Source organism: Azospirillum sp. B2RO_4 (assembly GCF_051124815.1).
Classification (GTDB): domain Bacteria; phylum Pseudomonadota; class Alphaproteobacteria; order Azospirillales; family Azospirillaceae; genus Azospirillum.
The window spans coordinates 195,175-207,983 of sequence record NZ_CP118491.1 but is presented as its reverse complement, the minus strand read 5'-3'; the positions used below and the strand labels follow the sequence as shown (position 1 = coordinate 207,983).

Here is a 12,809-nt window from a genome sequence, read left to right as displayed (position 1 = left end):
GGACCATGAAGGGCATCATCCTGGCCGGCGGATCCGGCACCCGGCTCTACCCGGTGACGCGGGCGATCAGCAAGCAGTTGCTGCCGATCTACGACAAGCCGATGATCTATTTCCCGCTCAGCACCCTGATGCTGGCGGGCATCCGCGACATCCTGGTCATCACCACCCCGCACGACCAGCCGCTGTTCCAGACGGTGCTGGGCGACGGGTCGCAGTGGGGCCTGAACCTGACCTACGCGATCCAGCCCTCGCCCGACGGGCTGGCGCAGGCCTTCATCATCGGCCGCGAGTTCGTCGGCAACGACGCTTGCGCGCTGGTCCTCGGCGACAACATCTTCTACGGCCACGGCCTGACCAACATCCTGCGCGCCGCCGGCGAGAAGACCGAGGGCGCCAGCGTCTTCGCCTATGCCGTGCGCGACCCCGAGCGCTACGGCGTGGTGGAGTTCGACGGCGAGGGCCGGGCGCTGAGCATCGAGGAGAAGCCGGTGGCGCCGCGCTCCAAATGGGCGGTGACGGGGCTCTATTTCTACGACAACGACGTGCTGGACATCGCCGCCGCGGTGAAGCCGTCGGCGCGCGGCGAGCTGGAGATCACGTCGGTCAACGCCGCCTATCTGGATCAGGGCCGGCTGTCGGTCGAGCAGATGGGCCGCGGTTACGGCTGGTTCGACACCGGCACCCATGACAGCCTGCTGGAAGCGGCGGAGTTCGTCCGCACCATCCAGCACCGCCAGGGCCTGCAGATCGCCTGCCCGGAGGAGATCGCCTACACCTCCGGCTGGATCGACGCCGAGCAGGTGAGCCGTCTGGCCGAGCCGCTGAAGAAGAACGATTACGGGCGCTACCTGCTTGGGCTGCTCGGCTGACGCCGTTCCAACCGGGCAGAAAGGAAGCCATGCAGGCCCTGACCAACCGAAAGCGTGTCCTCGTCACTGGCGGCGCCGGCTTCCTGGGATCCCACCTGTGCGACCGGCTGCTGGCGGCCGGGAACGACGTGCTGTGCGTCGACAACTTCTTCACCGGCAGCCGCGACAACGTCCTGCACCTGCTGGACAACCCGCATTTCGAGCTGATGCGCCACGACGTGACGTTTCCGCTCTATGTCGAGGTCGACGAGATCTACAACCTCGCCTGCCCGGCCTCGCCGATCCATTACCAGCACGATCCGGTGCAGACGACCAAGACCTCGGTCATCGGCGCCATCAACATGCTGGGGCTGGCCAAGCGGGTGCACGCGCGGATCATGCAGGCCTCGACCTCGGAGGTCTACGGCGACCCGGCGGTGCATCCGCAGCCCGAGGAATATTGGGGCAACGTGAACACCATCGGCCCGCGCGCCTGCTATGACGAGGGCAAGCGCTGCGCCGAGACGCTGTTCTTCGACTATCACCGCCAGCACAGGCTGGACATCAAGGTCATCCGCATCTTCAACACCTACGGCCCGCGCATGCACCCCAGCGACGGGCGCGTGGTATCGAACTTCATCATCCAGGCGCTGAAGGGCGAGCCGATCACCATCTACGGCGACGGCCAGCAGACGCGCTCCTTCTGCTATGTCGACGACCTGATCGAAGGCTTCCTGCGCTTCATGGACACGCCGGCCGGCGTCACCGGCCCGATCAACCTGGGCAATCCCGGCGAGTTCACCATGCTGGAACTGGCGGAGAAGATCGTCCGCCTGACCCGCTCGGATTCGAAGATCGTGCACAAGCCGCTGCCGCAGGACGACCCCAAGCAGCGCCGCCCCGACATCGCCAAGGCCCGCGCCCTGCTGGAGTGGGAACCGGCCGTGCCGCTGGACGAGGGGCTGGCCCGCACCATCGCCTATTTCCGCGGGCGCTTCTTCGCCTGAGAAAGGTGCCTGAGGGGGCGCCTGAAAGGTCTCTGCGGCCCTTATCCTCCGCCATCCATCTTACCGCCAATGATCGGCTAGCCCGCGCCGCCGTGCCTGACGCATTGTCCGGCTCCACGTCGCGGATGCCGGGCCGCCGATTCAGCCCGCACCTCCACATGACGGATACGTGTGGCCGGCCCGCTCTCCTGCGCCGGCCGCCTCATCGTTCGGGAGGTGCCGCATGGTGCCGATCAGCACCGGCGGCTACAGGGAGTGAGGATGGGCGTTCTGCCGATGCCGGCCGGCCTGCAGGAAAGACAGCCGGCGGAAGCGGCCGCATCGGACGCCGCACCGGAGCGGAACCATCAGGGTTCCTATTGGCCGGGCGGCGACGCCATCAAGGTGGTGGCGATGCTGATGGTGGTCGGCATCCACGTCATCAGCCCGCATTTCTTCGGCCAGATCCCGGCCACGCCGCCGGACCAGCCCTTCCGCTTCGACATCCACTGGTGGGTCGCCGCGGCGATCGACAGCCTGTGCCGAAGCAGCGTGCCGCTGTTCTTCATGGCCAGCGGCGCCCTGCTGCTGCCGCGCGCCGAGCCGATCGGCGCCTTCCTGCGCAAGCGCTTCGTCGCCGTGGCGGTGCCGATGGCGGCCTGGAGCGGCTTCTATCTGGTCTGGGGACACCAGATCATCCATTTCGCCGGAACACCGCCGCTGAGCGCGCTGCCGCGCCAGCCGGCCTTCTTCCATCTGTGGTTCCTCTATCCGCTGCTGCTCTCCTATCTGGCGATGCCGCTGATGCGGGCGGTCTTCGCCCAGGGCGGCCGTCTGGTCGGCTATGCGCTCGTCCTGTGGGGGGTGGCGGCGGCCTGGATGTTCGCGGGCAATCTCGCGACCGGGAATGCCGAGCCGGGCGTCCTGTGGCCGGACTATCCCTACTATCTCGGCTATGTGCTGCTGGGCGGCGCGCTTGCGCGCTTGCGCGGCAGCATTCCGCTTTGGGCCGCCGGCGGGCTGTTCGGGCTGTCGGCGGCGGTGACGCTGTTTCTGACCTATGCCTGGTCGGCGCGGCTCGGCACCGCCAGCGAACAGTTCCTGGGATATTTCGCTCCCAACGTGGCGGCCGGGGCGATGGCGGCCTTCCTGGCCCTGGACGGGCTGTCCCGCCGCCTGGGCCGGGCGGCGCAGGCGGTCATCCGCTTCCTGGGCAGCCTGTCCTTCGGCGTCTACGCCGTCCATCCCGTCGTCATCCTGTATCTCATCGGCGACACGCGGAACTGGTTCGCCAATCCCAGCCTCATCGCGCTCGCCGGGATCGCCACGGTGGTCCTTGGGTCCGGCGTCATCGCCTTCGTGCTGTCGCGGATTCCGCTGCTGCGGCGATTGGTTTGAAGGGGGGCTGGTGTGAAACCACCCTGCACGTTGGGATAGCGGCTATGACGATTAGCACCATTCCAAATCGCTGAATCCGCTCCTATCCTCCGCTCGCGGAACGCAATCTGGGGGTGAGTGATGCCGGTCTGGCGCTTCTGGAACACCATCACGGGGTCGCATTTCTATACGGGGAGCGACATCGAGCGCGACGTCGTCGCAACCAACCTGACCTCGATGAATTACGAGGGGGTCGCCTTCACCAACCCCACGGCGACCGACACCACCGTCTGGCGGTTCCGCCGGGCGGACACCGGCACCTTCTTCTACACCGCCAGCACCGCCGAACGGGACGCGGTGCGCAGCACGATGCCGAACTACGTCTACGAGGGGGCGGCCTACAGCGCCAGCACGGTGCAGACGGCGAGCGCGTCGCAGGCGGTCTACCGGTTCTGGAACTCCGACAACGGCGCGCATTTCTACACCGGCTCGGCGGAGGAGCGGGATGCGGTGATCGCCACCCTGCCCAACATGCGCTACGAGGGCATCGCCTACTACATGGCGCCGGCGCCGCAGACCGACCGCAGCGGCGCGCCGGATGCGGCCTGGTACCTGTCGGCCTATCCCGACGTCGCCGAGGCGGCGGCGGCCGGCTTCACCTCCGCCGCGCAGCACTGGCAGGAGTTCGGCCTGCGCGAGGGGCGGCTGCCGCGCGATCTGGCCGCCTTGAGCGGCAACGACAGCATCGCCAGCATCTACAGCACCACCGGCCACGGCGACCGCATGAACGGCGGGTCGGGCAACGACACGCTGCAGGGCGGGCTGGGCAACGACACCATCTTCGGCGAGACCGGCAACGATGTTCTCTACGGCTACCAGAGCGACCATCTGAACGGCGGCGCCGGCGACGACACCTACTATGTCTACACCAACAGCGTCACGGTCCAGGAAGGGGCGAACGGCGGCACCGACACGATGTCGCTGGGCGACAGGATCACCAGCTACACCATCCCGTCCAACGTCGAGGTGACCAACCTCTCCTACTATCTCACCAACGGGGATTTCCCCAACTCGACCGTCCTCCTGACCGGCAGCAGCGGGGACGACACCATCCTGATGCCCGACAGCGTCAACCTGCCGATGGGCGGCTATTACTCCAAGGCGGTGACGGTCAACGCCGGCGCCGGCAACGATTTCATCCGGATGACGGGAACCATCAACGGCGGCGACGGCAACGACACCATCTCCTCATCCTTCTGGGTCAGCCAGCATGGATACCCCACCTCCTACAAATCGTTCGACGACCTCATCGACGGCGGGAACGGCAACGACACCATCTATCTGTCGTCGGGCACCGACACGCTGACCGGCGGAGCCGGGGCCGATACCTTCGTCGTCGCGCGGCCGACGACCGGGCCGACGCCGGGCTTCATGGTCTATGCCGGGCCGTCCGGGACGACGACGATCACCGACTTCCAGCCCGGCGCCGACACGCTGCGCTTCGAGCAGACCACCCTGTCCGCGCAGCAGATCGCCGACCGCTTCAGCATGGCGTCCTTCCTGTCGTCCGACGGGACCCCGATGCTGGTCGGCCGCTTCACCGACGCCGATTTCAGCAGCGCTTACACCAGCAACTCCACGCTGGAAATCCGGCTGGCCGGCCTCACCCCCGGCCAGCTGACGGCGGGGATGATCGCCGCGGTCTGACGGGCGAGGCTGACGGGGCCGGCGAGGGGGGCGCTCTCAGAGGCCCTTCACCAGCCGCTCCTCCCAGGCGAGGGCCGAGGCGACGATGGTCTCAAGGTCGGCGTGGCGCGGGGTCCAGTCGAGCGTCCGGCCGATGCGCTCCACCCCCGCCACCAGGGCCGGGGGATCGCCGGCGCGGCGCGGGCCGATGCGCATCGGCAGCGGACGGCCGGTCACCCGCTCCACCATCGACAGCACCTCGCGCACCGAATAGCCGCGGCCGTAGCCGCAGTTCAGCACCTCCGACGCGCCGCCCGTCTCCAGATGGCGGAGCGCCGCGACATGGGCGTCGGCGAGGTCGCTGACATGGATGTAGTCGCGCACGCAGGTGCCGTCCGCCGTGTCGTAGTCGTCGCCGAAGATCTGCAACTCCGCCCGCTGGCCGGTGACGGTCTGGGCGGCGATCTTGATCAGGTGGGTGGCGACCTTCGACACCTGGCCGGAGCGGCCCTGCGGGTCGGCGCCGGCGACGTTGAAATAGCGCAGAGCGACGTAGCGCAGCGGATGGGCCGCGGCGGTGTCGCGCAGCATCCATTCCGTCATCAGCTTGGAGGAGCCGTAGGGGTTGATCGGGCTCAACGGCGTCTGCTCGTCGATCGGCAGCCGGTCGGGCATGCCGTAGACGGCGGCGGTGGAGGAGAAGATGAAGCGGCCGATCCCGGCCTCCACGCAGGCCTCGATCAGGGCGTGGCTCTTCACCGTGTTGTTGCGGTAGTAGGCGAGCGGCCGCTCCACCGATTCCGGCACGACGATGCTGCCGGCGAAATGCATCACGGTGCCGATGCCGTGGCGGGCGAAGGTCTCGGCCAGCAGGGCCTTGTCGCCGACGTCACCCTCGACCAGCGGCACGCCGTCGGGGATCGCCTGACGCCGGCCGGTGGACAGGTCGTCCAGCACCACGACGGCGCGTCCCTGGTCGCGCAGCGCCAGCACCACATGGGAGCCGATATAGCCGGCGCCGCCGGTCACCAGCACGGTCGCGTTGTCGCTCCTGGTCATGGTCCGCTCTTCGTCGTTGGGCGTCATCCGCCTGAAAGTAGCGCGTCCACGACCTCCCGCATGGGTTTTTCCGGCTTAACGCAAGGGCTTCCGGAGAGGGAACAGGAGGCGCGCGTTACCCCGTTGTGAGCGATGCGGGGTCACCACAACCATCTTCCCAGGGCATCTTCCCAGGGCATCCGCCGCATCACCGCGCCAGCATCACTTCGCCAGCCCCAGCCGGCGGCAGCCCGGCTCCTCGCCGTCATTCGCCGGACGGGGGGCGGCCAGGGCGATGGTGCCGGCATCGGTGTCGCGGGCCAGCACGCACAGCACCGGCGGCCGGTCCGATGCCGCCGCCGGCCGCAGCAGCAGGGTGAAGCCGGCCTGTCCGCGGTCGGCGGCGGGGAAGGCGGCCTGCAGGTCGGGCCGGCGCTCCAGCCCCTGGGACACAACGGTCAGGGGCAGGTCGCTCACCACCGTGACGCCCTGCGTGGCACGGACGCCGGTCCAGGGCGCCCAGCCGCGCAGGCGCAGGATCCCGTTCTCCAGCCGGACCTCGTCCAGGCTGCCGCCGGTCGGGAACGGCCCGCCGGCCGGGGCCGCATCGGCCGGAAGGACGCTCGCCTCCCGCGCCGGAGTGCCGGAATTCGCGGCCCTGGGATCCAGGGCCGACCAGGGCACCCGCACCTGATCGGGATAGGGGGAGACCGGCTCCGTCACCGTGTCCGGGATGATGTGGGCATAGCGGTTGAAGACCTGGGTGAAGCGGTCCTCCGCCATGTCGGGGAAGAGCGGGCGGAAGAAGTCCGCATGCGGGGCGATCAGCGTGTGGGCGATGGAGTTGTAGCCCCAGCCGGCCAGCACCGCCCCGGTGAAGATCGGCAGCGTCTCCACCAGCCAGCCCTTGGGGTGCGCCGCCTGCTGGGCCGACAGCCGGGCGGTCAGGGCTGTGTGCGGCCGGTCGAAGATCGGCCTGGCCGACTGGATCGGGTTGAACTGCCCGAAGGTCAGCAGGTTGGCCGCCACCGCCACACCGGCCACCAGCGTGCCCGTGCGCAACGGCGGCAGCCCCATCGCCTGGATCAGGTACCGCAGCGCCAGCCCGCCGGCCAGCACCAGAAGGATCGTTCCGTCGAACAGGGTGGACCAGGGCGCCACGCCGCCGGCGCGCTTGGACACCATCCAGGCCGCCAGCACGGCGGCGGTGAACAGCGCGACGCGCAGGGGTGTGATCCGCCAGCGGACCGAACCGGCCAGCAGCGCGGTGGCGACCAGCGCCAGCAGGCCGACCGCCACGATCATGCGCGGCGGGAAGACGCGGTCCCACAGCAGGATTTTCCCCACCGCCGCCGGGATGGGCAGCAGCATCCAGGCCGACACCAGCGCCAGCCCGCCGCCCAGCACCGCCAGGGCGGTCAGCAACCGGCCGCGGTCGACGGCTCCGCCGGCGAGTCCCTGCCGCCAGTCGGCGAAGACCAGCAGCAGCAGCGGCCAATAGCTGCCGATCGCCCCGGTCTCCACGATGTTGTGGACGATCAGGCTGTCGAAGCCGCGGGTGGTGATGAAGGGCAGGACCGTCGACAGCCAGATGCGCCAGTCGCCGCTGCCGCCGTCGCTGTGCCGCTGGCCGGGATAGACGGTCGCGGTCATCGCCTGCAGCGGTTCGGCCAGATAGCCGTAGACGGTGCCGGCGGCCAGGGCGGCGGCCAGCCCCGCCGTCGCCAGCAGCGGCCACCGCAGCAGGTCGCGGCGCAGCGCCAGCACCAGCACGGCGCCGACGAAGCCCAGCGACAGGATCACCGGCGGATAGAAATGCGACAGCAGCCAGACCGCCGCCAGCCAGTAGAGCAGCAGCCCCTTCACCGGCAGCCGCAGCGGCGCCGCCAGCGTCACCAGCAGCCAGGGGAACAGGGCGAGCAGCGGCCCGGTGGTGGTCCAGGCATATTGGGTGTAGCCGGCGAAGAAGGCGAGCAGCGAGAAGCAGACCGAGACGCCCGGCGCCATCCCCAGCATCCGCCCCATCCGCTGATAGCCGATCAGGAACAGGGCGATGAAGGCGGCATGGTAGATGGCGAAGGCATGGGCCGGATCGACCAGGAAGAAGGCCCAGTATTGCGGCTTGAAGGGCAGCGCCCAATCCCGCAGGGGCAGGGCGTTGAAGTTGCGCAGATCCTCGTGATAGGGCGAATGGGCGTTGTGGCGGGCGAAATCGTTGTCGACCGCGATCTGGAGATAGGGCGTCCACACCGCCCATTCGTCGCTGCGGATGTCGCGCGGCTTGCCGAGCACGAGGCCGCTGTCCTCCGTCACCCCCATCTGGCGCAGCGCCACCCCGTAGGAGGAGGGCGTCCAGGCCATCGCCGCGTAGAGCACCGACAGGACCAGCACGACGGCGGCGAACAGCCCCCCGGCGGAAACGGACACGGATTTGGACATCGGGGGACTCACCAGATTGCAGGCCGACGAATGCGCCGGAAGGCAGGCCGCCTCGCGAGCGCCGGGCCGCCCAAGGCAAAGCTTGGTGGCCGGCAGGCCTTGTAGCATCGGACGGGCGACGATCCAACATGGTGCGCCATCATGATGCGGAGGCACCCTGTTGGCGCACGCGCCCGTTATCAGGGCTCGCGGATGCTCTCGTCCAGCGCGCGGATGACGGGATAGAGGAAGTAGGACAGCACCGAGCGGGTGCCGACGCGGATCTCGGCCGAGGCGACCATGCCGGGGCTGAGCCTCGTGCCGTCGGGCACCGCCTCCAGCCGGGTGTCGGTCAGGCGGATGCGGGTGCGGAAGACGGCGCCGGCGGCCGGGCGGGGGGCGTCGGCGTTGATGGAGTTTGCCCCGCTCCCCTGGGCGCCCTGGGCCGGGTCGTGGGTGAAGGCGTCGGCGCTGATGGTACGGATCTCGCCGGGCAGGGTGCCGTGGCGCTGGAAGGGGAAGGCGTCCAGCTTCACCCGCACGAAATCGCCGACCCGCACCAGACCGATGTCGCGCGACGGGATCTCGGCCTCCACCTCCAGCGGCACGTCGGCGGGGACCAGGGTGACCAGCGGTTCGGCCTCGCGGATGACGGAGCCGACGGAGCGCTTGGCCACCTCCAGCACCACCGCGTCGACCGGGGCGGTCAGGGTGACCAGCGAGCGGCGGCGCTCGGCCTTGGCGATCTGCTCCACCAGGGTGGCCCGCTGGCGGGTCTGCTCCACCAGCTCCTCCGCCGTCTTGCGGCGCCATTCGTCGATGAAGGCGGCGCGGTCGGCCTGGACGCCGCGCAGCTCGTGCTCGCTTGTCAGCTCGCGGTCCTGCAGGGCGGTCAGCTCGTCGCGCATGCGCAGCCGCTCGATCCGCGCCTCCAGGTAGGTCAGGCGCGAGCCGGTCTGGCGTTCCTGAAGCTGGCGGCGGATGTCCTCCACTTCGCCGACCACGGCGAGCCGCTCGGCAAGCCCGGCCTGGGCGCGGCGGCTGGCGGCGATGGCGCTGTCCAGCTGCCCGGCCTTCTCGTCCAGCGAGGCGAGGCGGGCGCGGTATTCGGCGCGGCGGCGCTCCAGGATGGCGGCCTGCACGGCGGCATCAGGGTTGCCGGCGGCGGGGGTGAAGTCGCTGCCGTCCAGCTCGGCGCGCAGCCGGCCGATCTGCGCCTCGACGCCGGCGAGCTTGCCGGTCAGGTCGGCCAGATCCGCCGCGGCGAAGGTGGGGTCGAGCGTCGCCAGACGGTCGCCGGCCCGCACACGGTCGCCGACCTGCACGTCGACGCCGCGCACCACCGCGGTTTCCAGCGGCTGGGCAACCACCAGCGGCGCCGTGGTCACCAGCCGGCCGCCGGCGGTGACGATGCGGTCGACCTGGGCGAAGCCGGCCCACAGGACCAGCGCCACCAAGAGCCCGGCCAGCACGTAGAGGGTAGAGCGCGCCAGCCAGGGCAGCGGCGCATGTTCGATCGCCGCCCCGTCCGGCAGATACTCCAGCGCGAAGCCCGGCGGTGGTGCCGACGGGGCGGGCAGGGCGGCGCGGCGGCGGCCGGAAGGAGAAGGGGCGGGGGGGGGTGGTTCGGCCTTGGCCGGGACGACCTCGCGGCCGGTTTCGGCCTGCGTGGCGTCCTCGCTGTCCATCTCGGGCATCTGTGTGTCGGGCATGGCTCAGCGCCCCCGGTTCTGCTGCTGCCACAGATGCCGGTATTCGGCGCAGCGGTCGAGCAGGATGGGATGGGGGGCGAGGTCGAGCAGGCGGCCCTGCTCCAGCACGGCGATGGTGTCGCAGCCGGTCAGGGTGGACAGCCGGTGGGTGACGATCAGCACGGTGCGGCCGCGGGCGATGCGCCGCAGGTTGGCCATGACGATGGCCTCGCTGTCGGGATCGAGCGCGCTGGTCGCCTCGTCCAGGATCAGCAGGCGCGGCTGGGGCAGCAGGGCGCGGGCGATGGCGATGCGCTGCTTCTGGCCGCCGGACAGGTTGGACGCCCCCTCCTCCACCAGCGTGTCGTAGCCGTCGGGCAGGCGGTGGATGAACTCGTCGGCGCCGGCCAGCCGGGCGGCCTCGACGATCTCCTCGCGGCTGGCCTCGGGCATGGTCATGGCGATGTTGTCGCGGATGGTGCCGCGGAACAGGAAATTCTCCTGCAGCACCACGCCGATGGAGCGGCGCAGATGGGCCAGATCCAGCTCGCGGATGTCCAGCCCGTCATAGCGGATGCTGCCCTCCTGCACCGGGTAGAAGCCCTGGAGGAGGCGCATCAGCGTGCTCTTGCCCGAGCCGCTGCGCCCGACCAGCCCGACGACGGACCCCGCCGGCACGCTCAGCGTCACGCCGTCCAAGGCCGGCGGCCGGTTGCGGTCGTAGCGGAAGCCGAGCCCCTCGATCTCGATGCGGCCGATCAGGGCAGGGCAGGCGCCGCTGCCCTCGCGCCTGGGTTCGGCCGGGTGGTTCATCACCTCGCCCAGCATGCGGACGGAGAGGGCGGTCTCCTGATACTGGTGGATCAGCGAGACGATCTGGACCAGCGGCGTCACCACCCGGCCCGACAGCATCTGGAAGGCGATCAGGGCGCCGACCGAGAGCTGGCGGTCGAAGACGTCGAAGGCGCCGACGGCGACCACCGCCACCATCATCGCCTTCTCCAGGAACTCGGTCACCGTGCGGGCGGCGATGGAGATGCGGCCGACCCGGTAATGGCTGGTCACCGCGCGGGCGGCCTTGCGGTCCCAGCCGCGCCGCTGCAGCGGTTCGAGCGCGGAGGATTTGACGGTGCGCATGCCATGGATGGTCTCCACCAGCATGGCCTGCCGCTCGGCGTCGGCGTTGTAGAGGTCGCGCAGGCGGCTGCGGTAGACCGGCACCAGCGCGACCACCACCCCGGCGATGAGGCCTGCGAACAGCAGCGCCACCAGGGTCAGCTTGACCGAATAGAAGAACAGCACCGGCAGGAAGACCAGCAGCACCAGGCTGTCGAGCACGGTGGACAGCAGGTTGCCGGTCAGGAACTCGCGGATGCGCTCCACCTGCTGCATGTGGCGCACGGTGACGCCGGCCGAATGCCCGTCGAAGAAGGTGATCGGCAGGTCGAGCAGATGGCCGAAGGTGCGGTTCAAGAGGCGGATGTCGATGCGGTTGGCGGCGGACAGCAGGATGAACTGGCGCAGGAAGCGGAAGGCCGCCTCGAACAGCAGGGCGGCCAGCACGCCGATGGTCAGCACCTGCAGCGTGGCGACGGTCTCGTTCACCAGCACCTTGTCGATCACGATCTGGAAATAGACCGGGACGGCAAGGGCGAGGGCGTGCAGGACCAGGGCCGCCACCACCACGTCGCGGAAGGCCGATTTCTGGCGCAGGATCTCCGGCACGAACCAGCGCAGGCCGAAGGGCTGGCGCGGGTCGGCCAAGCCGTGGCGCGGCTTGAGGAAGACCAGTTCGCCGTCCCAGCGCTCCAGAAAGCGGTCGCGCGGCACGTCGATCACGTCCAGCCGGTCGGCCAGCGGATCGACGACGCCGACCATGGGTTCCTCGTCAGGGCGGGCCGGACGCGACAGCCCGACCAGGATGACGGTGTTGCCGTTGGACAGCCGCGCCAGCAGCGGGAAGACGGGGGGCAGGGACTGCAGGCCCTTCCAGTCCAGCCGGCGGGCGGTCGCCTTGAAGCCGGTGGCGGCGGCGATGCGCAGCAGGTCGGCGGTCGAGGGTTCGCCGCGGCCTGGGGCGACGCGGGCGCGCAGGGCGGCCGGCGAGGCCGACAGGCCGTGATGGCGCGCCACCAGCGTCAGGCAGCGCAGCGCGGTGCTTTCCTCGCGGTCTGGAGCGGCATCGGGGCCGGGAGGCGGGGCCGCGACGGTCGTGCTGGCGTCCGGCATCGGTCAGCCGAAGTTCGGCGAGCGGGGCCGTCCGGGCGGGGAGACCGGGGTCGCGGGGCCAGTGGATGGACCGGTAGGGGAGGCAGGCTGGATTGGAGCCTGAACCGGGCTCTGGAACGCCGGAGCGGCGGACGGAGTTGCAGAGGGGGTGGACGCGGCGCCGGGCGGCAGCACGCCGGCGGCCTCCAGCCGCTGGCGCATGCCCTCAAGGGCCGACAGGCTGGCGAGGAATCCCGGCAGGCTCATCACCACCCGCTGGCGGATGGCAGGCAGCGGCTGGCCGTTGTCGTCCTTGCGCAACGCCGACAGGCTGAACAGGTCGATGCGGACCATGCCGTTGCCGAAGCCGATGTCGAAGACCCCGTCGGCATAGAGTTCGGGGATGCGGTCGTCGGGCGGCGGCTCGATGGTCATGATGGTCCCGGCAGCAGAAGGCGGGGCGCCGCTGTGGCACCCTCGCATCCTCTTTCTACCGGAAGGTGGCGGCCCGGACCAAGCCGCCATTGTCCAAGACCGCAGGAAGACACAAGCGACGC

At 70.0% G+C, this 12,809-nt stretch carries 9 protein-coding genes; 4 read left to right on the top strand and 5 right to left on the bottom strand.

The features are described 5' to 3' along the window. Window positions 1–5 precede the first annotated feature (5 nt). From rfbA to PWS46_RS29245, 4 genes are all read left to right on the top strand, one after another. Entirely contained in the window at window positions 6–869 is an 864-nt protein-coding gene (rfbA, locus tag PWS46_RS29260; protein WP_434625276.1) for a glucose-1-phosphate thymidylyltransferase RfbA, read from the top strand. Window positions 870–898: 29 nt separating this feature from the next. Next, window positions 899–1,855 (top strand): UDP-glucuronic acid decarboxylase family protein, encoded by a 957-nt coding sequence (locus PWS46_RS29255; protein WP_434625275.1) that lies wholly within the window; start codon window positions 899–901, stop codon window positions 1,853–1,855. Between the two features lie 261 nt (window positions 1,856–2,116). Further along, complete coding sequence (locus PWS46_RS29250) at window positions 2,117–3,232, top strand: acyltransferase (RefSeq protein WP_434625274.1); 1,116 nt, start codon at window positions 2,117–2,119, stop codon at window positions 3,230–3,232. Window positions 3,233–3,352: 120 nt separating this feature from the next. Continuing rightward, entirely contained in the window at window positions 3,353–4,918 is a 1,566-nt protein-coding gene (locus PWS46_RS29245; RefSeq protein WP_434625272.1) for a hypothetical protein, read from the top strand. Window positions 4,919–4,954: 36 nt separating this feature from the next. Here PWS46_RS29245 and galE read toward each other — a convergent pair whose 3' ends face one another. The 5 genes from galE to PWS46_RS29220 all read right to left on the bottom strand — a co-directional run bounded on the left by galE (window position 4,955) and on the right by PWS46_RS29220 (window position 12,687). After that, entirely contained in the window at window positions 4,955–5,956 is a 1,002-nt protein-coding gene (gene galE / locus PWS46_RS29240; protein WP_434625270.1) for a UDP-glucose 4-epimerase GalE, read from the bottom strand. Window positions 5,957–6,157: 201 nt separating this feature from the next. Further along, entirely contained in the window at window positions 6,158–8,374 is a 2,217-nt protein-coding gene (locus PWS46_RS29235; protein WP_434625268.1) for a DUF7657 domain-containing protein, read from the bottom strand. A gap of 179 nt (window positions 8,375–8,553) precedes the next feature. Next, the gene (locus PWS46_RS29230; protein WP_434625266.1) at window positions 8,554–10,065 is read right to left on the bottom strand and encodes an HlyD family type I secretion periplasmic adaptor subunit; all 1,512 of its coding nucleotides are present in this window, start codon (window positions 10,063–10,065) and stop codon (window positions 8,554–8,556) included. 3 nt (window positions 10,066–10,068) lie between these two features. Further along, window positions 10,069–12,273 carry a peptidase domain-containing ABC transporter gene (locus PWS46_RS29225; RefSeq protein ID WP_434625264.1) on the bottom strand — a complete coding sequence of 735 codons (2,205 nt, stop codon included), beginning with the start codon at window positions 12,271–12,273 and terminating at the stop codon, window positions 10,069–10,071. 3 nt (window positions 12,274–12,276) lie between these two features. Then, window positions 12,277–12,687 (bottom strand): hypothetical protein, encoded by a 411-nt coding sequence (locus tag PWS46_RS29220; RefSeq protein ID WP_434625262.1) that lies wholly within the window; start codon window positions 12,685–12,687, stop codon window positions 12,277–12,279. Window positions 12,688–12,809: the final 122 nt, after the last annotated feature.